The 23880-nt window shown below is 42.9% G+C and carries 26 protein-coding genes and 2 pseudogenes; 11 read left to right on the forward strand and 17 right to left on the reverse strand.

Annotated features, from left to right (window positions below; translation table 11 throughout):
* Positions 1–228: 228 nt before the first annotated feature.
* The 7 genes and pseudogenes from AC0L6R_RS09850 (at position 229) to AC0L6R_RS09880 (ending at position 5528) form a co-directional block, all read left to right on the forward strand.
* Positions 229–381, forward strand: a complete 153-nt coding sequence (locus AC0L6R_RS09850) for a hypothetical protein (RefSeq protein WP_473271024.1) — start codon at positions 229–231, stop codon at positions 379–381.
* Positions 382–384: 3 nt separating this feature from the next.
* A complete protein-coding gene (locus tag AC0L6R_RS09855; protein WP_473271025.1) occupies positions 385–957 on the forward strand; it encodes a hypothetical protein in 573 nt (190 codons plus the stop codon).
* Entirely contained in the window at positions 896–1729 is an 834-nt protein-coding gene (locus AC0L6R_RS09860; protein WP_473271026.1) for a glycoside hydrolase family 71/99 protein, read from the forward strand. Before AC0L6R_RS09855 ends, AC0L6R_RS09860 begins: the two co-directional genes overlap by 62 nt.
* 56 nt (positions 1730–1785) lie before the next feature.
* A pseudogene (locus tag AC0L6R_RS09865) lies at positions 1786–3564 on the forward strand (GMC oxidoreductase).
* A 173-nt stretch (positions 3565–3737) separates the two neighbouring features.
* Positions 3738–4247: a gluconate 2-dehydrogenase subunit 3 family protein gene (locus tag AC0L6R_RS09870; RefSeq protein WP_473271027.1), complete on the forward strand. Its 510-nt coding sequence runs from the start codon at positions 3738–3740 to the stop codon at positions 4245–4247.
* 179 nt (positions 4248–4426) lie between these two features.
* The gene (locus AC0L6R_RS09875) at positions 4427–4738 is read left to right on the forward strand and encodes a hypothetical protein (protein WP_473271028.1); all 312 of its coding nucleotides are present in this window, start codon (positions 4427–4429) and stop codon (positions 4736–4738) included.
* Complete coding sequence (locus tag AC0L6R_RS09880) at positions 4680–5528, forward strand: hypothetical protein (protein ID WP_473271029.1); 849 nt, start codon at positions 4680–4682, stop codon at positions 5526–5528. Before AC0L6R_RS09875 ends, AC0L6R_RS09880 begins: the two co-directional genes overlap by 59 nt.
* Before the next feature lie 267 nt (positions 5529–5795).
* Here AC0L6R_RS09880 and AC0L6R_RS09885 read toward each other — a convergent pair whose 3' ends face one another.
* The 6 genes from AC0L6R_RS09885 to AC0L6R_RS09910 all read right to left on the reverse strand — a co-directional run bounded on the left by AC0L6R_RS09885 (position 5796) and on the right by AC0L6R_RS09910 (position 13832).
* Positions 5796–6059 (reverse strand): bile acid:sodium symporter, encoded by a 264-nt coding sequence (locus AC0L6R_RS09885; protein WP_473271030.1) that lies wholly within the window; start codon positions 6057–6059, stop codon positions 5796–5798.
* 121 nt (positions 6060–6180) lie between these two features.
* Positions 6181–9285: an efflux RND transporter permease subunit gene (locus AC0L6R_RS09890; protein ID WP_473271031.1), complete on the reverse strand. Its 3105-nt coding sequence runs from the start codon at positions 9283–9285 to the stop codon at positions 6181–6183.
* A gap of 4 nt (positions 9286–9289) precedes the next feature.
* Complete coding sequence (locus AC0L6R_RS09895; protein ID WP_473271032.1) at positions 9290–10396, reverse strand: efflux RND transporter periplasmic adaptor subunit; 1107 nt, start codon at positions 10394–10396, stop codon at positions 9290–9292.
* A 3-nt stretch (positions 10397–10399) separates the two neighbouring features.
* Positions 10400–11713, reverse strand: a complete 1314-nt coding sequence (locus tag AC0L6R_RS09900) for a TolC family protein (protein WP_473271033.1) — start codon at positions 11711–11713, stop codon at positions 10400–10402.
* 140 nt (positions 11714–11853) lie between these two features.
* Positions 11854–13158, reverse strand: coding sequence for a sensor histidine kinase (locus AC0L6R_RS09905; protein WP_473271034.1), 1305 nt, complete (start codon positions 13156–13158; stop codon positions 11854–11856).
* Positions 13155–13832, reverse strand: a complete 678-nt coding sequence (locus tag AC0L6R_RS09910; RefSeq protein ID WP_473271035.1) for a response regulator transcription factor — start codon at positions 13830–13832, stop codon at positions 13155–13157. Before AC0L6R_RS09910 ends, AC0L6R_RS09905 begins: the two co-directional genes overlap by 4 nt.
* A gap of 540 nt (positions 13833–14372) precedes the next feature.
* Here AC0L6R_RS09910 and AC0L6R_RS09915 point away from each other — a divergent pair.
* Positions 14373–14702 carry a hypothetical protein gene (locus tag AC0L6R_RS09915; RefSeq protein WP_473271036.1) on the forward strand — a complete coding sequence of 110 codons (330 nt, stop codon included), beginning with the start codon at positions 14373–14375 and terminating at the stop codon, positions 14700–14702.
* A gap of 2 nt (positions 14703–14704) precedes the next feature.
* On the opposite strand, the pseudogene AC0L6R_RS09920 reads toward AC0L6R_RS09915, so the two are convergent.
* The 11 genes and pseudogenes from AC0L6R_RS09920 to AC0L6R_RS09970 all read right to left on the reverse strand — a co-directional run bounded on the left by AC0L6R_RS09920 (position 14705) and on the right by AC0L6R_RS09970 (position 21586).
* Positions 14705–15528: pseudogene (locus AC0L6R_RS09920) on the reverse strand (family 43 glycosylhydrolase).
* Positions 15501–15749 carry a hypothetical protein gene (locus tag AC0L6R_RS09925; protein ID WP_473271037.1) on the reverse strand — a complete coding sequence of 83 codons (249 nt, stop codon included), beginning with the start codon at positions 15747–15749 and terminating at the stop codon, positions 15501–15503. Before AC0L6R_RS09925 ends, AC0L6R_RS09920 begins: the two are co-directional and overlap by 28 nt.
* A 92-nt stretch (positions 15750–15841) precedes the next feature.
* Positions 15842–16546 (reverse strand): DUF3823 domain-containing protein, encoded by a 705-nt coding sequence (locus AC0L6R_RS09930; RefSeq protein ID WP_473271038.1) that lies wholly within the window; start codon positions 16544–16546, stop codon positions 15842–15844.
* Between the two features lie 24 nt (positions 16547–16570).
* A complete protein-coding gene (locus tag AC0L6R_RS09935) occupies positions 16571–18106 on the reverse strand; it encodes a RagB/SusD family nutrient uptake outer membrane protein (protein ID WP_473271039.1) in 1536 nt (511 codons plus the stop codon).
* A gap of 66 nt (positions 18107–18172) precedes the next feature.
* Positions 18173–18313, reverse strand: a complete 141-nt coding sequence (locus tag AC0L6R_RS09940; protein WP_473271040.1) for a hypothetical protein — start codon at positions 18311–18313, stop codon at positions 18173–18175.
* 147 nt (positions 18314–18460) lie between these two features.
* Positions 18461–19096 (reverse strand): hypothetical protein, encoded by a 636-nt coding sequence (locus tag AC0L6R_RS09945; RefSeq protein WP_473271041.1) that lies wholly within the window; start codon positions 19094–19096, stop codon positions 18461–18463.
* Between the two features lie 68 nt (positions 19097–19164).
* Entirely contained in the window at positions 19165–19833 is a 669-nt protein-coding gene (locus tag AC0L6R_RS09950) for a hypothetical protein (RefSeq protein WP_473271042.1), read from the reverse strand.
* Positions 19760–20269, reverse strand: a complete 510-nt coding sequence (locus tag AC0L6R_RS09955) for a hypothetical protein (RefSeq protein WP_473271043.1) — start codon at positions 20267–20269, stop codon at positions 19760–19762. The genes AC0L6R_RS09950 and AC0L6R_RS09955 overlap by 74 nt, the downstream gene beginning before the upstream one ends.
* Complete coding sequence (locus tag AC0L6R_RS09960; RefSeq protein WP_473271044.1) at positions 20247–20462, reverse strand: hypothetical protein; 216 nt, start codon at positions 20460–20462, stop codon at positions 20247–20249. The genes AC0L6R_RS09955 and AC0L6R_RS09960 overlap by 23 nt, the downstream gene beginning before the upstream one ends.
* Positions 20431–21315, reverse strand: coding sequence for a TonB-dependent receptor plug domain-containing protein (locus tag AC0L6R_RS09965; RefSeq protein WP_473271045.1), 885 nt, complete (start codon positions 21313–21315; stop codon positions 20431–20433). The genes AC0L6R_RS09960 and AC0L6R_RS09965 overlap by 32 nt, the downstream gene beginning before the upstream one ends.
* Entirely contained in the window at positions 21257–21586 is a 330-nt protein-coding gene (locus AC0L6R_RS09970; RefSeq protein ID WP_473271046.1) for a carboxypeptidase-like regulatory domain-containing protein, read from the reverse strand. The genes AC0L6R_RS09965 and AC0L6R_RS09970 overlap by 59 nt, the downstream gene beginning before the upstream one ends.
* Before the next feature lie 652 nt (positions 21587–22238).
* Between AC0L6R_RS09970 and AC0L6R_RS09975 the strand changes: the two genes are divergently transcribed.
* The 3 genes from AC0L6R_RS09975 (at position 22239) to AC0L6R_RS09985 (ending at position 23856) form a co-directional block, all read left to right on the forward strand.
* Complete coding sequence (locus AC0L6R_RS09975; RefSeq protein WP_473271048.1) at positions 22239–22817, forward strand: ligand-binding sensor domain-containing protein; 579 nt, start codon at positions 22239–22241, stop codon at positions 22815–22817.
* 100 nt (positions 22818–22917) lie between these two features.
* A complete protein-coding gene (locus tag AC0L6R_RS09980) occupies positions 22918–23085 on the forward strand; it encodes a hypothetical protein (RefSeq protein WP_473271049.1) in 168 nt (55 codons plus the stop codon).
* Positions 23086–23580: 495 nt separating this feature from the next.
* The gene (locus tag AC0L6R_RS09985) at positions 23581–23856 is read left to right on the forward strand and encodes a two-component regulator propeller domain-containing protein (protein WP_473271130.1); all 276 of its coding nucleotides are present in this window, start codon (positions 23581–23583) and stop codon (positions 23854–23856) included.
* Positions 23857–23880 lie beyond the last annotated feature (24 nt).

The following is a 23880-nucleotide window of genomic DNA, read 5'->3' on the forward strand; positions in this document are numbered from 1 at the left end:
ATACTGCTCACAAAAGAATATTTAGCCATCACCCGTTGCAACTGGTTACATCTTCCATGACCATATTTTGTTACAGGTGATGTTACATCATCAATTAAAAAAAGTGCTTCAGTAGAGCAAACCGGGGCCAAGAAATGTTGCAATATCGTAAGTTGTGGCATTTCTATTTGTAGCTTCAGGAATGGGTTTTAATCCTTTTCTGTAGAAAATGATATCAATCGGGATGTGTTGCCGGATGAAGTCTTTACACTTGAAATGGATGTGGCGGCAAACAGTACCATTTTTGGAAAAGCAGATGATTTCTTTTTCAGAATAGGAGCGATAGCCAATGCGGCTGAATCAAAATATAACTATGTACCAGCGGAGCGAATTACTCTTTAAGCAATGAAAAATTATAACACTATGTTTTTGACCTATTGGCTATCTATAATACTCCTGAGCACCTTCGGGTGCTCAGAATCAACTGAACCTGATTCAACCCCCGATCCTGATCCACCCACAAAACCTACTACTGAAATAGAATACGATGAGACTGGGTTATTGTATACCAATATCGATGGGTTGGTTATGGCTGGTTATCAGGGATGGTTTGCCGCAGAAGGCGATGATTCTAATCGTGGCTGGTATCATTACCAGTCAGGATGTGGGTTTCAGCCTGGTTGTTCTACCATAGATATGTGGGCAGATGTAAGTGAATATGCTAAAACTTACCCAACAGATTTCAAATTTGAAAATGGGGAAACTGCGCATCTTTTTAGCTCTTATGATGCTGAGACTACGGATTTACACTTTAAGTGGATGAAGGAATACGCAATTGATGGAGTTTACCTTCAACGTTTTGTCGCTGAAGTAAAAGACTCCAATCCGGTCTGGGAAGCGACATTTCGACAAAGTATTGGAAAAGAACGCATTGGTAGCAGCCAAGAAATACGGCAGGGCAGTTTGCATCATGTATGACCTCAGCGGTGCTACAGGCGAGGATGTTAGAGAATTCGTAGAGAGGGACTATTTTGAATTAGTCAATAAGTACAAGCTGTTTGACAATCAGGAGAATCCGACTTATCTGAGAGAAAACGGTAAGCCTCTGGTAGCGGTTTGGGGAGTTGGCTTTAATGACAACAGAAAGTATTCGATAGAGGATGCTTCCATACTTGTCGATCAGTTGAAAGGATCTCAAAACCGGGTTTCCGTAATGCTGGGTATTCCTTATTGGTGGAGATCCTTAGGGAATGATACAGAGAACAATCCCAAACTACATGAGCTGATCAAAAAATCTGATGTGATCATGCCTTGGGCTGTAGGGAGATACAATTCCGCAAACTATGGAGAGGTTTCTTCCCAGACTTTAGTGTCTGATTTACAGTGGTGCAACTCAAATAATGTGAAGTATATTCCTCTTGTTTTTCCTGGATTTAGCTGGGGAAATATGAATCAGGAAGCAGAATACAATGCTATTCCAAGACTGAAAGGAAACTTCTTTTGGCAACAAATTAATGGAGCAGTGAAGTCCGGGGCAAAGTCATTGTACGTAGCCATGTTCGATGAAATTGATGAAGGGACAGCCATTTTTAAGGTGATGCATGAGGGAACAACTCCATTGAACGCAGATGGCAAATTCATAGGCATTGATCCTGAATTGCAAACAGATCATTATTTATACCTAACTGGACAAGCGGGAAAATGGGTTAAAGGAGAAGGGACATTTTCCGCCACACAGCCTAGTAGATAAACTGCTGTTCAGTTTTACTTATGAGTTTAATCACCAATACAATTCAAGAATAATACATGAGTTTTCAGATTAAAACATCCGGGGAACCGTATGATGTCATCATTGTTGGTTCCGGAGCAGGAGGAGGTATGGCTTCCAAGATACTTTCGGAAGCGGGGCTTACAGTAGCTGTGATAGAGGCAGGAGGAGATTTTGACCCTGGAAAGGATGCTGATCGTACCCAGCTTCGGCCGCCTTGGGAGTCACCAAGAAGAGGAGCCAGCACAAGAATAAGACCCTTCGGTGATTTCGATGCCGCCATAGGTGGTTGGGATATTGAAGGTGAACCTTATACCCGAAAGAATGGAACCCAATTTGACTGGTTCAGATCCAGAATGGTCGGTGGTCGCACGAACCACTGGGGAAGGATTTCCCTGCGATTTGGTCCGAATGATTTCAAAAGGGCAAGCATTGATGGCTTGGGTGATGATTGGCCTATTGGCTATGAAGACGTAAAGCCTTATTACGATAAAGTAGATAAGCTGATAGGAGTTTTTGGTACCAAGGAAGGGATCTATAATGAGCCAGATGGTTTTTTTCTGACCTCCTCCAAAACCCAGACTACATGAGCTATATCTAAAGAAAGGAGCCAATGCTGCAAACGTTCCTATGATTCCAGCCCGGCTATCCATGCTCACCCGTCCTATAAATAATGAACGGGGAGTGTGTTTTTTCTGCAGTCAATGTAACCGAGCCTGTCAGGTATACGCAGATTTTTCGGCGGGAACATGTCTGCTTCATCCCGCCATGAAAAAAGGTAAGGTGGATTTGTTTACCAACTCGATGGTCAGAAAAGTGACTACGAATGATCAGGGAAAAGCAACTGGAGTTTCTTTCGTCAGCAAAGAGGATATGAAAGAGTACAAACTCAAATCAAGGGTAGTTGTTTTGGGTGCTTCAGCTTGTGAGACGAGCAGGATAATGCTAAACTCAAAATCCAAATCCCATCCTGACGGCATCGGTAACAGCTCAGGAGTATTGGGACATTACCTGCATGACTCTACAGGAGCTAGTCGTTCAGGAATTGTTCCATCCCTGATGGGAAGGGAAAGATACAATGAAGATGGTGTAGGAGGAATGCACATGTACACGCCTTGGTGGGGAGATAATAAGAAGTTGGATTTTGCACGAGGTTACCACATTGAATACGGTGGAGGAATGGGACAGCCAGGATATGGGGCTGGTTCAGGAATGGAGTCCATGAGAAAATATATCATAGATGAATTTGGAAAACCAAGTCCAAACGGAGGTTATGGTGAAGGTCTGAAGAAAGATATACATCAACTTTATGGGGCATCGATTGGTATGGCTGGCCGTGGAGAGAGTGTTCCCCGCTTTGACAATTACTGTGAGATTGATCCAGACGTAGTCGATAAATATGGAATACCTGTGCTGCGCTTTCATTATAAATGGACTGATCAGGAGATACTTCAGGCCAAGCACATGCAGGACACTTTTGAAGAAATTTTGACAGAATGCCGGTGCCATTCCTTTGGGTAAAAAGCAAGGCCCTGAAACGAATTTTGGACTTGAGGCACCGGGTAGAATCATTCATGAAGTGGGAACAGCCAGAATGGGAAATGATCCCAAAACTTCTGTCCTTAACTCTAATTGTCAGGCGCACGATTGTGATAATCTATTTGTAGTTGATGCCGGTTCCTTTTGTTTCGCAGGCAGACAAAAACCCAACCTGGACGATTTTGGCTCTGAGCTGGAGAACCTCAGATTACATCGTCGATCAGTTGAAAAAAGAAGCTCATTTAAGAGATGTACAGAAGGGAAAATCTGAAAATTGACGTGGCACAGGATCAATTGGCACTGGTCTGCACCATGACTGAGCTGTGAAGCGGATAATACTGAGGTAAAACATCAACCTTTATTAGATGGTGGTACTAGAGGTGGTAGGATACAGGAGGAAATTCGCAGAGACCAGGCTTTGCTAACTGACCGGTTTCTTACTGAGAATGAGATGCAAAAGATTAGGATTCTGGTGGACGTCATTATGCCTAAGGATGCTACTTCTCCGGCAGCTACGGAAATAGGTGTGCCTGATTTCATTGAGTTTATGATGAAGGATCAGCCTGCGCATCAAACATCAATGAGAGGTGGGTTGATGTGGTTGGATTTTGAATCTGAAGAGAAGTTTGGAAAAGCATTTCTGGACCTCAGCTCAGATCAAGTAATACAGATAATAGATCTCGTAGCTTGGCCGGAAACTGCCTTATCGGAATATGAGGGTGGAGTTCGCTGGTTTAATATGATGAGGAACTTGACCTGCTCCGGGTATTTTTCTACAGAAGCTGGATGGAAATACCTGGATTACAAAGGGAATCAGCCAAATGTCTGGGATGGAGTTCCGCAGGAAGTGATGGAAAAACACGGTTTCAATCTGGAGGAACAATACATCCCACTTTACTTAAAACCTGAGGAGCGGGGTGTAGTTGCACAATGGGATGAGGACGGAAACTTAATCAGTTGATGTAATGGATTTTGAAAGTTGCGTACGAAGAGAAGTCTTTCTTATATGCTTATTACCCCTGCTATTTCTGATTGTAAACCAGGTGAGATGCTCAACAAAACCCTAGCAAAAGCTATCATTTTGATTCTGTAGGAATTAGCAAAACTGTTCTTGAAAATTACCTGAATAGAGCTATCACTATGGTTTATCTGTTAACACCGGACAAACCTGAAGGTGGTAGAGAATATTTATATCATGAAGATGATATACGAATGGTCAAGAAGATAGGAGCCAAATTCCTTGGAAGAGCTATTTATAGATGGGGTGGGGAGTCCATATTGAATTCCCTTCAATATTGGCAGACTGCCCGTTCTATTGCTGCAGACCTTCATCAGTTTGATTCTACTATGGTCATTCAAGGTTGTTTATTTGAAATCGTCACAGAGGAGGTAAATGAAATTTCAATCCCAGCCTGGTGTTCTTACCGAATTTGGTTTGCCGGCGACTGCTAGAAATTTTTCCTATCAGGCGATGCTCAATGAAAAAGGAGTCTTTGTTGATCATTGGGGAAATAGCAAAAGTGTGCCTGATATCAGCAGGTTAGAGACCAAATTATGGTTCTATTACTTGGCTGGTTCTTATATGCAAATTGGTGCGGAAGCATTTCATCTGGGCCAGGTAGAACTTATTGGAATGAACGATCCAGAGCATGAGCATTGGAATGAAATCATAGATAGAATCAGAAAGAAAGCCAAAAGTGCTTCTAGAAGAGGTTGGGTGATCTTGGACGCCCACGTCCCGTACGGAGGATTACTTAAAGATGGTGTCAGTTTATTTGATTTTAATTCCTTCCCACTGCGCATTAAGGAAGTTGTTGGCAGTCCATTAAAAGGGGAATTAGAGCAGGGATATTTAGATGCGATTTATAACAAAAGTCTGGGTGGTATAAGTCCCTCGGGCTGGGAAACTGAGAGCTTACCTTATCTGGTTGAATTTGATAATTATGGAAAATCGAAAGACGTTGGTGTCGCTGACACCACTTCCCATTTTGTTTGGGGATATGATGAGATCACATGGTTCTCTCTACAATCCGAACAGGAAAGAAATGATTGGTTACGCTACGCGCAAAAATGGATCAAAAGTGTCGATGCTAACGGCCATCTTCAGATGCCTGGTAACAGAATGATTACCCGTGAAAACGAAAGTAATGGGAGCTATAGAGCTAACCGAATTAGTGAAGCTTACCTATTTGGATACAACCAAGAAGAGGCAATTATTAAACTTTGGAGTCAGAATAATTAGGTGAATGAATAAAATATTAAAATCAGGAAGTGACTTATTCAGACTTATAAAAGTACGTTTGCCGTGAACCTTGATTTTACGTAAATGTCACGTTCAACGACTTTTATTGTCCTGTAGTTCCTAACCCAGGATGGAGTAGTGTGGTGGAGTTTTTCTACACAGGTAATTCTGGAAAGCAGGGAGCTACAAGGGATTATCCTTCCACTGGTTATACTGCCACATAAAATATTCTTCCCAATAACGATTATAGAGATAATCGGAGTTTTGCTAAGCCTGCAATGAATATCCATTACCACAGACGAAGAAACGGTGGAGAGGAAGACTTGCCAGAAAGAATACTCCCATCCAGATCAAATGCAGCGGAGCTGTATTCACCAGATGAAGAAACGCTAGTACTAGGAGCGGGAAAACTACAAATGTACTAAGCTGGATGAGCATGTGCAGCTTCCAGTTTTTGAGTCCTGCTTTGAGTTTCTCAGGACTTATTTTTACTCCATAGAAGAAAAAGATCAGCGCTATACCGATGGACACGATCTTTTCTGTAGGAATATTTCTAGGCTAGTATTCTCTAATGGGAAGAAAAAAGCCAAGGCAATCGCCGCTACCATTCCCAGTAGAAAAGGATTGATTTTGATCTTTGGAAAATTCATAGTTAGGAATGCTTTTCTTTATAGCTGTTTCGATAAGCGTAATGCAGGATTTGAGGGAGCACAGTCAAAGACAGAATCATACACACAATCAGTCCGCCTACAATCATGATCGCCAGAGGCTTCTGAATCTCTGAGCCCATTCCTGTGGATAGTGCCGCAGGCAACAAGCCCATCGAGCCCATCAGTGCTATCATCAATACAGGTCTGATTCTGTTGTAAACTCCATTGGAAATAGCCTTGTGAAGTGGAATACGTTCGGCCATGTTTTGCTTGATATTTCCGATCAGCACGATTCCGTCTATAGTCGCCACACCGAAGAGAATGATAAATCCTATCCCGGCCGAAATCCCGAAAGTGGTTCCTGTAATCCAGAGCGAAAAGAAGCCTCCGATAAATGCAAATGGTATCACGATCAGAGAGATAAGGGTGTCCTTGAGATTTCCTTCGAAATTCAACCAAAGTAAGAACGTGATTAACAAGAGTGAGATAGGGATAATGTACATTAGCTGCTGAGTAGCTCGCTCCTTACTTTCAAATTCTCCTGCCCACGTCACTTTGGTTGTTTCGGGAAATGATACGTGCTCATCCACTTTTGCTTTGGCTTCGGCGATGGTGCTTCCCAGATCACGACCTTCTATACTAAATCCAACGGCGATGTATCTGCTGCTTCCTTCACGATAAATGAAAGTTGGGCTCGTGTGGAAGTCTATGGTGGCGATCTCCCGAAGCGGCACTTTCTTACCGTCTTTCGTCGGGATCAGGATTTCCCCAATTTTCTCCTCGTCATCCCGATATTCTTTCATGAATCGGATTCGTACATCAAACATCCGCTCGTTTTCGAAGAAAGTCGTGGCCGCTCTACCGCCAATCGCCATCTCTATCACCGCCTGCGCATCACTCATATCTACGGCGTATCTGGCCATTTTGTGATCATGAAGCTGTATACGAAGCTCAGGAAGACCGATGTTTCTATACACATTTAGATCTTGGATACCATCCACGTCTTTGATACTTGCAGCTACCTGATCAGCGTATTCTTCAAGTTCGAAGAGATCCTCCCCGAAGATTTTGATCACCAAAGAGCTTTTTACACCTGCCACATACTCTTCCACGTTGTCCTGAATTGGTTGGCTAAAGCCGAAAACAATCCCTGGATAGACATGGAGTGAGGAACGCATTTGATCGATCAGCTCATCCTTTTTGATATCGCGATTCCATTCTTCTTCTGGATGGAGCTCAATATGAAATTCTATATTAAAGAATCCTGTAGGATCTGTACCGTCATTTGGTCGGCCGACCTGAGACAGCACAAATTTCACTTCCTCAAATTCACGAAGTGAGGTTTTCATCTCCTTACTGAGGCGGTTGGATTCTTCCAGATTGACACTATTGGGTAAAGTGGCTCGTACATAGACTGCGCCCTCATTGAGTTTGGGGAGGAATTCTGTGCCGATATTCATGAATCCGACCGCACTGATCACAATCAACCCGAGGAAAGTTGCTATCGTTGCTTTTCTATGTTTGGTGCTCCATAGGTAAAGTTTGAAAAGTCCATCTCTAAACGATCGGGTGATCAAATTGTCCTTCTCCTGAATATTTTTGGTCAGTAAAACCTTACACATCGCCGGCACATAGGTCAAGCTTAGAATCAACGATCCCAACAAGGCAAAGCCTAGCGTAAAGGCTAGTGGAGTAAACATTTTTCCTTCTACTTTCTGGAAAGAGAAAATCGGAAGCAATGCAACAATCAGAATAAGCAAGGCGAATAGGATGTAAGAGGCCACGCTTCCTGCACTACGTTTGATAATGCCCGACTTGGAGATTTTATTAAATCGCTCAAAGCCCAGCTCATGTGCTCGTTTCTCCAATCCTACAAAGGTCCGCTCGGCGATCACCAGCGCTCCTTCCAGTAGCAATCCAAAATCCAAGGATCCCATAGAAATCAGGTTGGCGGGCATGTCCAGCATCCTCAGCGCAGTGATGGCAAAGAGAAAGGAAAGTGGAATGACCGAAGCCACGATCAGCGTAAGTCGCCAATTGTACAAGAAAATAAAGACGATAATGGACACCAACACAATTCCCTCAATGAGGTTTTTGGTGACGGTGCTTACGGTAAGATCGACCAATTTGGTACGGTCAATGAAGGGCTCGATTTTTACATCCGCCGGAAGAATCCTAGTGTTCAGCTCTTCGATTTTGTCCTTCAGTCTGGCGATGACTTCACCGGGATTTTCTCCGCGAAGCATGATGACGATCCCTTCTACCAGGTCTTCTTCATTTTGCAAACTTGCGATTCCCAATCTTGGCTTGGCTGATACTTGCACTTCTGCCACGTGCTTCACCAGAATAGGATTGGTTCCTTTTACCTCGATGAGAATATTTTCTATATCCTCGATACTTTCCAGTAAACCGACACCACGTACCACATACGCCTGACTACCACTTTCGATGATGTCTCCGCCTACATTTATATTACTCTTGGCAACTGCCTCATAGACTTCCAGCGGTGAAAGATCATAGTTGGCGAGCTCGGTTGGGTTGATTTTGATCTCGTAGGTTTTTTCTTCCCCACCAAAACTCACCACATCCGCTACACCAGGAACTGCAACCAACTCTCGTTCGATCACCCAGTCATGTATGGCCGAAAGTTCGCCGATTGGCTTTTTACTCTTCAGTACATAGCGGAATATTTCGCCCGTTGCGCCGTATGGAGGCTCTATCGCTGCGTCGGCTCCTTCCGGGAGATCGGCACTTTGAAGTCTGTTAGAAGTGTATTGCTGGGCGTAGAAATCATCGATTTCATCTTCGAAAATTACCGTGACTACTGAAAGTCCAAAGAGAGAGATAGAACGGACATCAGACTTTTTGGGAATGGTGTTCATCTCCTTCATCAGCGGAAGTGTGATGAATTTTTCTACTTCTTCGGCGCTTCTACCTGGCCATTGGGTGATGATTCGGGCTCGTGTATTAGTGACATCCGGAAATGCCTCTATCGGGGTATTCATGTAACTGATCACACCGGCTACGAAGAGCAGGCCGGTCATGAAAAATACGATAGTTGAGTTTCTGAGGGCAAATCCGACGATTCCCTTTACTAATTTTTGCATGCTCTTAGTTTTGGAAATTTTTCAACTGCTCATACACCAACAAGGCATTCGTAGACAGGATTTTTTCTCCTGCAGCCAAACCGTTGCTGAGGTAAGCGATGCGTTCGTTCTTACTTAGGATATCTATTTTTCGTACTTCTATACTGCAATCATTTCGGTACACCAAAGCAAAATATTGATTGGCATCGAAAATCAGATTCCCAACCGGAACAGCTATGGCTGAGCCAGTAGCATCTTTTGCCACATAGACATCCACCAGCATTCCTGGCTTCAATTTGAGGTCAGCATTTTTTAGGACAATTCTGGCTTTCAGTACTTTGGACTCTGAGTCCAGCACCTGCGAAATCACCGACACGGTGCCGTTTAGAGTCAGGTCTTTGTAGGAAAGTGTCTTGATTTCAGCTTCCATGCCTTTTGTGATGTGATCTACATTGGAAGCATACACATTGGCCATTACCCATATTTCTTCTAGGTTAGCAATAGTGAAAAGAGGATCACCTTCCGAAGAAATCTGAGTTCCGCCGGCGATCCGCTTGTCTGTGATAATGCCTGTGACAGGTGATTTGATCTGAAATACTCCTTGCTTTTCACTGGGAGAGAAGAGGTTGAGATTGTTCGTCACTCGCTCTAGATCTGTATTCAAAATATCCAGCTCGCTCTGTGCTTCCAGCAGATCTTTTTCCGAAGAAATTCCACTTTCATACATGGATTGCGTTGATTGAAGTCTTTTGGTAGCCACCTTCAACTGTGAGTGCAAAGACTTCTGCTCGGACTGCATGGAGGTAAGTTCTGCGCTTTTCAGCTCAGCCAGCACCTGACCTTTTTTCACTTCGTCTCCGATAGAGAAATGCGTGTTCGTGATGATCCCACTCACCAGAGAAATAAAGCTCAGCACATGATCTGGGTTGGTCTCTATTGAACCAGTGAGGTGCAATTTCTCGACGATGGCTTGCTCGGTCACATCGTAGAAACCCACTTTGGTTTTGAATTTTTCATTGAGGCAGAAGCTGGTCGGTTTTTCTTTTACTTCCTCAGGAGCTTTGCTACAGCCGATAGTTACTAGACCGATAGACAGCGCGACCAATAGCGTTTTATGTGAGTATTGTTTCATTTTTTAATTGAATAAGTCCGTTCCCAGTGTGAAGTTGAATTCCTCTGCTTTCTTCTGGATGTCCAGTTTGTTTTCGAGAATGATAGTTTTGTTTTCTAAATAGGCTTCCAGAAAATCCAGGAAGGCTAGCATACCAATGTCACGGTTTTTGAAATTGCTGACATAGCTAGCCAGCAGTTCATCCAGTGTTTGCTCGTAGTCCGGTTCAATTTCACGGTACAAAGCGATGCTGTTTCTCAGGTTTTGCCAGGAGAGAATGATCTCATCACCGACCTGAGATGCTTTATATTGGGCGAGTAGGGTGGCGTTTTTTGTAGCAAATTCAGCATGCCTGATATTTCCCTGATTGCGGTTGAAAACCGGCAAATCCATCGTGAGTCCAAGCCCAACGAAATTGTAGAGAAAATTACCGCCTCTGTCATAGCCGACCTTGAAAGCCATGTCAGGAACACGCTGAGCTTTTTGGTAGAGGTAGTTTTTCTCGGCATATTCCTGACCGAGCAGCTCAAGCTGATAATCTGGTCGCGATGCCATTGCCAGCGCAGAAAGATCTCGTAGTTTTAAATCTTCAAATTCCTTGATATCCCGCTCGTATCCCTCGTCTGTGAGTTTCAGATAGACATTTGCCGGCAAATTCATCAGGAGTTTTAGCTCCTTCTGCTCTGTGTGCAGTTGGTCATCCAGCTCGTTGATTTGCTTGGCCATTTCCAGTTCTGCAGCCTTCAGCCGGATGTATTCTCCGCGAGGTACGTTGCCAAGTTCTACCTGATTTTTGTAGGCAGCAGACAGCAATCTGATCGACTCCAGCTGCGTCTGATAGAGGGTTTTGGAAAACTGCAGGTATTGCAGTTCGCTCAGACTGGTTCGGAATTCCAGTTTCAGACCGCGAAGTAAATCTTCGAAATACGCCGCTGCCATCGCTTCATTTACTTGCTCCATGGCCACGAGCTTTTTCCGCTTTCCGGCAGTCTGCACGAGTTGTTCGATCGATGCAGCGATTTGCTGATCGCTACCGAAGTTCCCAAACATTGGAGGTAAAGTCTCTCCCAATTGACCTGTCCCATTGATTCCATTGACAGTAGTTCCTATGTTGATCTCGTCAATTTCCAGCGTTGGGTTTGGCCAAAGTTTGGCCTGCATAGTGAGCGCTTCCGCCTGAGGGATTTTCAGTTTTTCAGCTAAGAGAAGGAGGTTTTCAGTTAAAAATCTGACTTCACTTTCCTGCCTGCTCAGTCGGATAGTATCCTGAGCAAAACTCGAAGGGTGGGTAAAATAAAGAAGTAGTAGCGCAGCAAAAAGGCACTTTTTGATGTCCATATCGTGATGTATTGATGGACAAAAGTGCTCTTGATGACCTTAAAAAGACCTTAAAATAGATAAAGTTTACCTTAAGGGAAGTTTGATGGAGAAGATATTTTCTTTGGTGATGCTGCTTTCGTATTGGATTGATCCACCTGCTAGTTGGATGTTTTTTTGGTTAACACCAATCCCAAACCAAAGCCCAGTTTCCCCTGACTGTTTTTTCCCCTAAAAAAATGTTCGAATAAGAGTGGCTTCTCATCTTCCAGAAGCGGGGATCCGGAATTGGAAATTGACACCAACAACTCCGTCTCTGAATTGCAGTTGACGTTGATTGTGGCAGATTTGCTGTCACTGTAGGCGATGCAGTTGGACAGTAGATTCTGGAAGCTTGCTCGAAGCAAAACCGCATTGCTCATGACTTCCAGCTGATTTTCCTGCAACTCCTCTCCGGCAAAATCCAGTTGGAAGTCAAAGGCAAAATCCGGTCGGATAGTTTGCAGATCTGCCATCAGGTCAAAGAGCAGCTCGTCCAAACGAATCTTGCTCAACTCCAGTTCTTGACCAGCTTCGATCTTCGAGATCTGCAACAGGCTATGGATGATTTCTCCAAGAAACTTTGCCTTGTAAGCCAACTGCGAGAGTTGATCGGCCAGCTGATCGTCTTCCACCTGAAGTTTGAGTCGCTCCAGTTCCGACACCAGCACAGAGATCGGAGTTTTGAGTTCGTGAGAGATGTGTCTGACGGCATGCTTCTGAAATGCCATCGATTCATTCGTCCGGCGAAGTAGCTGATTGAATCGGTCGTAGAGTTGATCGATTTCCAGCGTACCGGAATAGGGGAGTTTGAGAAGTTGGTTTTGGTTGGCATTGAAGTGAAAATCATCGATGTCCTCCGAAAGCTTCACGATCGGCATGGCCAGTTTCTTGGATAGAAAAAATGAGATTAGCACAATAGTAAGTAGAATGCCAACGAAGATCAGCGAAAGCGTGTTTTTGAGGAAGTCCAGCTTCGTGAGCCCGTATTCATCGTATGCTTTAGAGATGGCGTAGAAGCTTTTTCCGTCTTTGTTATAATACGTGCCGATGACGTCGTAATCACCCTCCTTGGTCTCCAGCCAGATGGATTCCGGAGAGAGCGCATTGAGAATTGACTCAGGATCTTGGATAGACAGATCATCGATGCTGGAGAATATCAGCGACTTTTCCCCGTCAAAAATCATGAGTTTCTCATCAAAAAAGTCATTGATCGTGAGTTCATCCATGGACTTGGAGAGGTTCTCACTTTTCTCCTTGTATTGGGAAATCAGATTGATCGTCAGAATGATTTTGGCTTTTTGCCGCTGCTGAAATTCCTCCTCTCTGTACTCCGAAAACAAGATGAAAACGGCAGTCAGGGAAACCGCCGCAAGTAAGGTCACCGCTGTCACAAAGTAGATCAATATCCGATTTCTGATTCTCATGACACGTCCAGATAATAGCCGTAACCTACTTTGGTTTTGATGCTTTGGGTCTCAAAAGGCTTGTCGATTTTTTTGCGGAGGAAGTTGATGTAGACTTCAATTGTATTCGTATTGGCATCCATGGAGGTGCCCCAGATTTCCTGAATGAGCTCTCGTTTTGGGACGATTTCTCCGGGAGTTTGGGCCAGTTTTTTCAAGATTTGATATTCTCTGGGAGTGAGTTCAATGTCATTTCCACGCTTTGTTACTTGGCTTTTAGACAAATCTATAGATAAGTCATCGATTACGATTTTCTGGCCTACTTCGGCTTTGGCGCCTGCACGTTTGAGCAGAGAATTCACGCGAAGGATCAATTCGCGCATAAAAAAAGGCTTGCTCAGGTAATCATCCGCTCCATAATTGTAGCCTTTGATCTTGTCTTCCAACTCGCTGAAAGCGGTCAAGATAATGACTGGAGTGACGGTATTGTGCGTTCTGAATTCCTGAAGCACATCAAACCCGTTTTTGCCGGGAAGACTGACATCCAAGATCACGCAGTCGTATGGATGCTGCCTCAAGGTTTTCTCCGCGAGAAGGCCATCGTAAAATATGGAAACTTGGCACCCTTCAGCTTTCAGCGCTTCAGATATATTGGAGCTTAAAATAGGGTCGTCTTCGATTAGTAGGATTTCCATGGAATGAAGGTAATCCACGTTTTAATTTTGTAAAAGGTTTACTTCTGGCAAAATATAAAATTCAGAATGCTTTCGTTGATTAATTCAATTTTGCTGGATTATTAATTTTCTTCAATTTTCTGTTCTTACCAGAGATTATTTGGTTTGTTAAAGTTTCTGTTTGACTGGTCAAAATTGAATAGTTCTGTTATAACTATACACCATTATTTTGGATTGTATTTATTCATGAAATAAGGATTTCAAAATTCGTACGCTTCGTACACCTCCCACGGCTCGTACCCCTCGTACCGTACGAATTGTACGAGGCTAAATTGAGATTCTAAACCTTTCAAATTATTTCAAACCTGAGACAGCTCAAATACCTTCAAATTTGGCAGGAAATTCAAAGGTACGTTTTCTAATTTTGAGCCAAATCTAAAATAGGTTCATTTCTGATTTTACATCAAAAAGAAAAAAAAGGCACACATATCGCAAAAATATTAATGTTGCTTATAGGGTGTTTAAAACCACATTTGAAGGGTTAAAAATGAAACGATTCAAATGAATTTAATGCAAAATGAACCTGTACCCTTTTTACAAGTAGAAAGAGTGGATTTAGATCTATGGCTATATCTTTCTCTGCCAGCAGCACCATTTAATTGGATGGCGCTGAAAAGTGGACTTTCCGGATTCATGTCGAGTTGTAATATTCCCTTTTCCTTAAATCCTATGGGCCAAGAAACAATGATTTTACCATCCTGTTCAATGACAGATGCGCCATTTTCGGAAGAAAAATCAGCTAGATTTACATTTTACTGGGTAAAACAAGTCTGGCTGAAGGCAAATACTAGTATGCTTAATAGTAGATATTTTAGTGAACTCATGGGTTAGTTTCAATGAAATATTGGCGAAGATTGGGAAGTAGTGCTAGGTTCGCGACCAGCGATACTTGGCCAGCCACCTGTCCAGATGATTTTATCCAAAAGCAGTACCCTTCGGTTTGTGCCGTTACTTAGTTTTGGTTTTGCTTTTGCCATGCCGTGATACAGCAGCCAATCCTGACCTTCGGAGTCTGTGATGATTTCAGCATTGTGTCCCGGTCCTGCATAGCCATTGCTGCTGGTATTTGTCCCAACTACCAAAGTGCCTGCATCAGCTTCCAGTAAATTTTTTCCATCTTGGTCCAAATATGGACCTTCCAAACTTTTTGATCTTCCTACCAATACTTTGTAGGTGCTGTTTGCACCTTCGCAGCAAGTGCCAGCTGATCCAAACAAGTAATAGTACCCATCTTTTTCGTACACATAGGCAGCTTCCAGTTGATTGCCTGCAACCTGGGTTTTCTCACCTGTAGGCTTTTTGCCATCGGGAGTTAATTGAGTTAGGAATAGTCCATCATACTTTCCCAGATCAGGTATTTCTTCCCTTCCTTTTCCAAATAAAATGGATCAATTGAATTGGCAACTCCTATTTCCTGTGAAACGAACACTTTCCCCTGATCTACAAATGGTCCTTCGGGACGATCAGCTATAGCTAATCCTACTCCTGGATTCGGATCACCCCAAGTGGAGAAGGAATAATACATGTAAAATTGATCACCGACCTGGGTTACATCAGGAGCCCAGATTCCTCCACGCTCTTTCCAATCAGGCTTTTTTGCCATGGAATTCCCAACAAAATTCCAGTTCACTAGGTCCTTGGATTTGATGACGGGCACCAGGTGGTAGCCTCCTTCTTCTCCCCAATTGTCCTCGTACCGTAGGCGAAGAATTCGTCGCCAACTTTCACCACCGTAGGATCAGCCAATACGGGTTCAAAAACAGGATTGGTATATACCAGAGTATCTGCTTGAAGTGGATATGTTATATCGTCAAGTTGGCTATCCTTTGTTTGCGTGCAGGAGGTAAAGGCTAGCAACAGGCAAATGGAAATGTACATATGGTGTTTTTTTCTAAACATACTTGTAAAAAGCCGGGTCGCCCAGAACCCATCTCAAAGTCTGGGCTTCCCAACTTTACCCCATGCAGGGATTACAGTTCTACTTTAACTATTTCAGAGAAAATCATGTCTTCCACACCCTGTATTCTAACACCAATTCTTGCGTAGCCATAATTCTGGGTGGGGACTCTATCAGGAACAGTCACTTCCAAAGAGATGGAAGATGAATTCCCCAAATCACCCCCAGCTATATTTGTAGTGGCGATGCTCGTTCTGGTGTCCACAAAGGCGGTCTTGCTCACATAAAGGGAAACTTCCTGGATTTCTTTAGCATTTTCATCGGTGATGATTTGGTCCAAGTCAAAAGTTGCCGTCACTTTATTGCTTCCACCGGAAATATCGGTATTGCGGATCATGTAGTAAGGCATTACTTCAATATCCATAGTACGGCTTCCAGTGAGATTCACAGGAATTGTGTCATTGCCCGATTGGTCATTAGTAATCTTTCTAAAAGGTCCCTGGTTATTAGGTATGATCATTTTATACTCCCCTTTGAATAGAAGAGAGGAATATGAACCGTCCTGATCTACCGCAACACCAATATTACCAAGACGCTGCCAACCAGACTCCCAGAGTTCTATATAGACATCATTATAACTCACACCGATAGGCTCACCATGATAAACGATTCTTCCATCCAGTTGGAAGCTCGGTTCATCGTAATTGTCATAGCTGCAGGAAGCAAGGGAAGCTGCTATTCCCATCATTCCCAGTATATTATTGAAATTTAATTTCATGTTCTTTTGAGTTTTGAGGGATAATTATTGGTTAGGATTTCTTACAATTTTCGGATTGTTGTTTCTCACATTGTCTCCAATCAGAGAGTAGTAATTTCCCAATCTGAATCTGTGTGCATTGAAGACAGGAGCAGGAAGAAATTCCTCAAATATCCATTTTCCATTGTTCGGTGATCCGGGTTCATAATATTTGAATGGCTTCAATCCAAATACCCTTGTACTAACTGCTAAGGCATTTCCGGGATTATTTGTCAGGTCTGTGGTCACACCATTCCATACCCGGTGAGCCAATCTCCAGCGTTTGTTATCCCATAGAATGTGATTTTCAAATGCCAGCTCCACTTTGCGCTCATGTACGATTCGATCAAAATCAATTTCACCTGGAGTCAAGTCCATTGGGAAACCAGCTCTTCTTCGAACCTGATTCATGTATTCAGCAGCTTTTTCCAATTGATCCAATTCAAAAGCGGCCTCGGCAGCATTTAAGAGAATCTCTGCATACCTGAACCTTACCAACCACACAGCTGATCCAGTTCCTCTTTGACCCGATCCCACAGATGTATCTACATACTTTCTAAGATAAAAACCATTCTGTGCTGACCATTCCAACTGGTCAATGGGCCCATCGAATCCTACCACCTGGACGGAAGCAGTACTTCCTGGAAGCTGCGCCTGTCCACCTAGCTGACCCGAAGTGATCACGGAGCCATCTGCTAACTTGTACCCAGCCCAGATATCCACTTCTTTTCCTCTGAAGGAAGATCCCGGGACGATCACCGTTCCTAGCAATCTTGGATCTCTACCCGCGAAAATATCCATTGGCTCATCGTAGTAGATAGGATTTCCGGATGCATCTTTTGTAGGCAACTCTGCGAAAGTATTGTCCAATAATTCGTACGACTGGATGAGATTAAGTGAAGGATTCATCTTTCCTCCGGAGGTGTTTTCCTCCCGAAGGGAGCGAGGAATATTCTCAATAGTAAATCCATGAGTTCTACCTTGTACTAGGAAGTCCTTGGCCATGATTACCTCATTGTTTGAGTTCTTATTCAGGAAAATATTCGAGTAATTCTCAGACTTGTCAGGATCTTGATCATACAATTCATAGGTGCCTAAGCCCATTAATTCCTCTGAAGCTTTCAAAGATGTAGTGTAATACGCATCAGCCATACTTGCTGGTATTCCTACTTCTCCGCCAGGAAGTGACACTTCAGGAGTCAATTGACCATAGTTTGCAATGGATCCAGCATATAACGCTGCTCTAGAAATCAGTGCCAATGCAGCACCTTTTGTCGCTCTGGATTTAGTGCTTCCATTTGGAAGATCATTTTTCACAGCTTCCATCTCAGCGATCACAAAGTCATAAACTTCATGCTCTTTTGCTCTAGCATATTGCAAATAGGTAGGGTCACCGCTATAGTCATACTCCAGTGGCTCCAAAATCAAAGGTACGCCACCCATTCTCTTTACGTGTTCGAAGTATACCATAGCTCTGATGAACTTGGCTTCAGCTAAAGAATCTGCTTTTAGAATCTGTAGAAATTTCAGTTGCTTCTTCACATTTCTGAATGAAAAGATTTCAGATCACGGATGTAGCCATAATCCCACATTCCCCAATCACCATAGCTATACTCTTGGTTTTGATGTCTCCACGTAGTCGCCGGCATTGCTCGCAAAAGTCTCATCGAAATTGGCGTATTCCCACCAGTTTTCTAATCCTTGGTAGTCAGGAAGTCTATTGTAAAGGTCAGCCAGTACTGAAAACACCAAGTCATCATTTGCCCATACCTGATCCTCTCCCAGAATATCAGTGGGTTCTCTATCTAAAAACTCGTGCCATTATTACATCCCGCAAAAGCTAGGAAAATGACTAGGTATATATATTTCAATTTTTTCATTATTCGCTCGGGTTTATTAGAATGATATGTTGAATCCTACATTGACCACTTTATTCTGTGGATACTGCAAGCCATTTTCATCAGCTACTTCAGGATCGATTCCGAATTGGTGCACATTGTCCAGCGCAAACAGGTTGTAGCTACTTACAAATACTCGTGCTCTGGACATATTCCATCTGTTTAATACTTTTTCAGGAAGTGTGTATCCAACTTCAAGAGTTCTCATTCTCAGGTATTTCACATTGGTTAGCCACCACGTTGAGTTTTTGTTGTAGTTGCTATGTCCTCCAGTATTGAATCTAAGTGGAGGGTTGGCGCCAGCTACCCAAGGACTGTTGATGTCCAGTATATCCTCTCTGTGGTAACGATCATCATACATAGAGGCGAGTAGGTTTCCGCCATTCTGATATGGCCAACGCATTTCCCAGTTTTGATTGTAAGAATACATTCCACCACCTGAGAAGTCAGCTGTTAGGTCAAATCCTTTGTATTGGAGATTGAAGTTCAGACCGAAGTTTAAGCTTGGAAGAGCTCCTGATTGGTAGCCAATTGGTCGCTCATCGTAGCCGTCAATTTTGCCATCATTGTTTACATCTTTATAGATCAAATCTCCAGGAAGCAATGTCTTGTTTCCTTGGCCATCAATGTTCACTGGATATTCGTTGATTGCTTCAAAAGACTCAAACTGACCAGTGACTTCGTAGCCCCAGAAGATGCCGTCTAGCGATCTTCTCGGGAGTTTCTATATCTGTCCCAAGAAGAACTGAATGTGGGGTTGTAAGATTCGACGAACTTGCTTCGTGAGTAGGAGGCGTTTGCACCAATTCTAAATACTAGATCTCCTGCTTTGCCATTCCAGTTTACCGCTATTTCAGCACCTGAATTAGAATCAGAGTTGAGGTTTTCATCAGTCAATCCATATCCAAGCTCTAGTGGCAAGAATATGTCATTTCGTTGACCTCTTAGCCCAGTTCTCTTTCTGTGGAAATAATCCAATGCACCTGTGATTTTTCCGCTTCCAAATGAGAAGTCTAATCCTATGTCTGCAATGGTTGCCACATACCAGGAAAGGTTATCTATGGGCTTCCCAGTGTTGGCAGAACCTTGGATATTTTCACCATCTACAATCACAGTAGAGGAACCATATCTATAGCCAGTGAGGTAATCAAATGGACCAATTCCGATATTATCATCTCCAAGTTGGCCATAGGATGCTCTAACTTTTAGCTCATCCATATTCAAATTAGATGAGAAATCACTCATAAAACCTTCTTCGGAGATTCTCCAACCTGCGGATACTGATGGGAAGAAGCCCCTAACGATTATCCGGAGAGAATTTCCAGGAAGCATCTGCACGACCAGCCAGCTCCAATAGGTATTTGCCAGCATAGTCATAGTTTACTCTTCCTACATAACCAATTCTTGCTTCTACTTGACGCTCGTCGTTATAAGTATCAGTATCAGCAAACTTGATGATATCCAAGAAGTTATTAGTCGGGACAGAGTGTAGGAAATTGTACAGACGTGTACGCTCGATTCGTTCATTCATGGCAAATACGGCTACATTGTGCTTATCATTAAAGGTCTTGTTATAGTTTAAAGACAATTGCCATACATTTTCCATGATTTTGGTTTGGCCACGGTCACGATAAGGGTTGTCATTTCCACCTGATCTGAAATACGCATCAGTCTCTGGGTTATAACCATAGACATCATAGGTGTATTCGAAAGTGTTGAACATATTATCCGCCAAGTAGTAGGAGTACAATCCTTTGGCTTTCAAACCTTTTACTATCTCGTATTCAGCAGTAAAGTTGGTTTGCAATACCTGCCATTTGTTTTCGTAGAAAGCCGGTACGGTCGTAGTTTAAGAGCGCCCAGTTCGTCTCGATATTATTGATGTTTGCAGGATAATCAGGATTGTCGTTAGCATAAGGGCGCTCAGTAGGTCTATTTCTAAATAGCGCAAACCTTGGTTGCCAATAGTCATCTCCACCAGGAAACGCCTGGGTTTTCACGGTTTTCTATTCGACCATTGATCTGCATTCCAATGGTCAGCTTATCGGTGATTTCAGTGGTGATATTTGACTGAATGTTGGTTCTGTTGAATTCAAACTCATCTGAGAACACAGATTTTTGATCAAATCTTGTTACTGATAGGTAATAATTGGTTCGCTCAGACCCACCGGAAACAGATGCGTTGAAGTTACTTTGAGGAGCATTTCCTTGAATGATAAAATCCCTCCAGTTAAATGATTTATAGCCGTATTCAGTGCCTTGATTCCATTTTTCTAATTCATCTGCAGTGATATTGGTGCTACCAAATTGGTTGATATCTGCATCAGCTTTACCAAGCATCCACTCGTAAGCATCTACACCATCAGGGAACCTGGACCAGTTTTGTACCCCATAATATCCGTTGATGTTGATGGTTGGAGTTTCTCCACGATTACCCTGTTTGGTTTTTACCACTACAACTCCATTTGCAGCACGAGAACCGTAAACTGCTGCGGAAGCATCTTTCAAAATGGTAATACTCTCTATATCGCCAGGAGCGAGGTTATTAAACTGACCTTCGTCTTTTTGAATACCGTCAATTACAAATAATGGGGTTCCCATATTACGGATCTGAAGCCAAGCTCCAGCTCCCGGACGACCATCTGGCTGCCGGAATGCTAAACCTGCCATCTTGCCGGCAAGTGCCCCCGATACAGTTGCAGATGGAGCCTTGTCAATATCCCTACTTGTAACATTGGCTACCGCTCCAGTGATTGTTTCCTTTTGCTGCTCGCCATAGCCGACGACTATAACTTCATCCAGACTGCCCAGGCTCGCTCGCCAGTTGAACCTCAATTTCAGTTTGAGTTCCAACGATGATTTCCTGGGTTTTAAATCCTATAAAGGAGGCTCTTAAGATAGCATTTGCACTTACTAGTGTGATTGCGAATTTGCCGTCCAAATCAGTGACGGTTCCGTTAGTGGTACCTTTTTCCAGTATACTGACCCCAGGAAGTGGTTCACCTGTGGACTCTTCCAGGATTGTTCCCCGGACTGTGGTACCAGTCTGTGCAAGCAGCGATTGCATAGCCAACATTCCGATCAGGAGCAGCAGACTGGATTTCATGAGAAGAAGTCTTTTCATAAGTAATCATTTTGGGTTGAAAATTTTTAAATAAATAGGTGTTCGGTATAGGCAGTATTTTCCCCAGAAGCCTTGAAAAAGGCTCAATTCAGACAGGAAGAAAGAGAAAGTAAATACCGAGCTAGTCTAGTCTGACCAGTGAGGCGCGTCCAAGGGTCAGGCTAAGTGGGGGTTGGTGTTTTTTGCATAGGGTTTATTGAGGGTTTTTGTAAATAAATCGTTTACGGAAAGAAGAATTTTTATAAAGGAAAATGTCTCCTTTGCCGATAGTATAAATGTAATTTTTACTAAAAGGAGGCTATATCAATAAAGCTTCAAAAAATGTAAGATTTACCGCCAAAGACTTATGTTTGTGTTTGGTTAATTCTAAATTTTTAAAATAAAATTCGGTTAATTTTGATTTTTTAATTGTTTATCATATAAAAATCCGTTTGAAATTCAATAATAGAGGAATTGTTTGGTGCAGAGCCGATTTTTTTATTTACGTTTCTCAATCGATTGCGAAAGGAGAAATCGATTCCGGTTGATTTGTAACTTTTCAGTCAGCAAATGATAAATATTCTCCAATTCTAGTTCTGAGAGTGTAAATTTTGAATTCTAGAGGAGTAGCTAAGTGGATTCTGATAATTTCAGACCTACAACCCAAAATCCTATGACCTTGACCAAAAGTTTACTGGCAGGTTTGCTAAGCCTTAGTTTCATTCTTACACTCGCCAATTCAAGTTTCGCTCAGGAAAAGCGCTACTACTTTAGGCATTATGACGTGACATCAGGTCTCACGGATAATTCTGTCTTTTCAATTTTTCAGGACAGTCAGGGATTTATGTGGTTTGGTACCGAAGATGGACTCACACGCTTCGATGGAAATAGCTGGAAAAATTACAATTCAGACAGCAAAGGTCCAGTCGAAAATAGGCTCGGGAACAACTTTGTTTATTTCATTACAGAAAGTCAGGATAGTACACTCTGGGTAGGTACAGCAGAGGGACTTTATTTATTTGATAGGAAAAAGGAAACATTCAGGCATTTCACCGAGACTACGGTGGATGGTCATTCCATAGGAGGAACCATTTCTTCCATAGCAAAGGATCAAGCAGGAAATATGTGGATAGCAAGTTACATTGGCTTGTTTCGCTATGACACTGAGCAGGGAAAGCTGGAACTTTTTGCACACGATCCTGAAGTATCAGGGCAGCATTCCCCAGGGAAATGTCAATACCGTGAAAATTGATGAGCGCAATGAAATTTGGGCTGCCATTACAGGAAGAGGCGTGGTCAGGTATGTACCCTGATCATCCTCCTTTGTCCATTTTATTGATGAAGAAAATAAGTTGGCACAAGAAATCGTGCAGGGACTGCAGGATTGGGGGGAATTTATGATTATAGCCACAAAAAATACCGGAATCAAAAAGCTTGAAAAAAGCACGGGGATCATCACTGACTTACTTTCAAAGGATGAAAATGGGAATCCACTTTCTCAGGGAATTGTTCCCGATTAGCAAAAATGAGCTGGCAATAGGAACAGAATCGGGACTTTTTATTTATGATTTTGTCAAGAAAAGCTATCAGCACATCCAGGAAAACGACAACGATCCCAATGCACTTTCAAATAATGCTATCTATTCTATTTGGAAGGATATGGAGGGGGGATTGTGGTAGGACCTATTTTGGAGGAGTGAATTACCTGCCAAATCAGCCTACAAAGTTTGATGTGTACTGACCCGATTGCCGACAAAAACACAATAACAGGGAAGCGGGTACGCGAGATCATAGGTGCACCGGACGGTAAACTATGGATAGGAACGGGAAGATGCCGGACTTAATTTATTCGATCCGAAAACAGATCACTTTCAGCACTTCCCGGTTGGAAAGTCTTCTAGGGAGTTTTCCTATCACAATATTCACGGACTCGCACAGCGGGGAAATGAGCTATGGGCTGGTACCTTTAGTCAAGGGTTGAATGTATTAAACACCAAAACAGGGGTGATTAGGAAATATTCCTCGAAAAAACGCCAAATGCAGGACTTCACTCCGATGATTTCTTTGCAATCCTGATCGACCGTAATGATAAAATTTGGATAGGAAGTACTGCGGGGCTGTTCCTGTATGAGGATGAAAAAGATCATTTTCAGCACATTCCTGAAATGGAGTATATCTTCATTTATGATATGCTTGAAGATCAAAATGGAATTATCTGGTTAGCTACCTATAATAATGGACTGATTAGTTTTGACCCTGTCTCCAGAGAAAAAAGGTCTTTTTCTTCCTGAATCAGACAACCGAAGCAGTCTCTC

Source organism: Algoriphagus sp. 10J20-15 (assembly GCF_055809615.1).

Excerpts from the sequence above, each read along its gene's own strand:
- AC0L6R_RS09855 (WP_473271025.1), top strand. The coding sequence starts at position 385 with ATGAAAAATTATAACACTATGTTTTTGACCTATTGGCTATCTATAATA.
- AC0L6R_RS09870 (WP_473271027.1), top strand. The coding sequence starts at position 3,738 with ATGCAAAAGATTAGGATTCTGGTGGACGTCATTATGCCTAAGGATGCT.
- AC0L6R_RS09875 (WP_473271028.1), top strand. The coding sequence starts at position 4,427 with ATGGTTTATCTGTTAACACCGGACAAACCTGAAGGTGGTAGAGAATAT.
- AC0L6R_RS09880 (WP_473271029.1), top strand. The coding sequence starts at position 4,680 with ATGAAATTTCAATCCCAGCCTGGTGTTCTTACCGAATTTGGTTTGCCG.
- AC0L6R_RS09890 (WP_473271031.1), bottom strand. The coding sequence starts at position 9,285 with ATGCAAAAATTAGTAAAGGGAATCGTCGGATTTGCCCTCAGAAACTCA.
- AC0L6R_RS09895 (WP_473271032.1), bottom strand. The coding sequence starts at position 10,396 with ATGAAACAATACTCACATAAAACGCTATTGGTCGCGCTGTCTATCGGT.
- AC0L6R_RS09900 (WP_473271033.1), bottom strand. The coding sequence starts at position 11,713 with ATGGACATCAAAAAGTGCCTTTTTGCTGCGCTACTACTTCTTTATTTT.
- AC0L6R_RS09905 (WP_473271034.1), bottom strand. The coding sequence starts at position 13,158 with ATGAGAATCAGAAATCGGATATTGATCTACTTTGTGACAGCGGTGACC.
- AC0L6R_RS09910 (WP_473271035.1), bottom strand. The coding sequence starts at position 13,832 with ATGGAAATCCTACTAATCGAAGACGACCCTATTTTAAGCTCCAATATA.
- AC0L6R_RS09915 (WP_473271036.1), top strand. The coding sequence starts at position 14,373 with ATGAATTTAATGCAAAATGAACCTGTACCCTTTTTACAAGTAGAAAGA.
- AC0L6R_RS09925 (WP_473271037.1), bottom strand. The coding sequence starts at position 15,749 with ATGTACATTTCCATTTGCCTGTTGCTAGCCTTTACCTCCTGCACGCAA.
- AC0L6R_RS09930 (WP_473271038.1), bottom strand. The coding sequence starts at position 16,546 with ATGAAATTAAATTTCAATAATATACTGGGAATGATGGGAATAGCAGCT.
- AC0L6R_RS09950 (WP_473271042.1), bottom strand. The coding sequence starts at position 19,833 with ATGCTGGCAAATACCTATTGGAGCTGGCTGGTCGTGCAGATGCTTCCT.
- AC0L6R_RS09970 (WP_473271046.1), bottom strand. The coding sequence starts at position 21,586 with ATGAAAAGACTTCTTCTCATGAAATCCAGTCTGCTGCTCCTGATCGGA.
- AC0L6R_RS09975 (WP_473271048.1), top strand. The coding sequence starts at position 22,239 with ATGACCTTGACCAAAAGTTTACTGGCAGGTTTGCTAAGCCTTAGTTTC.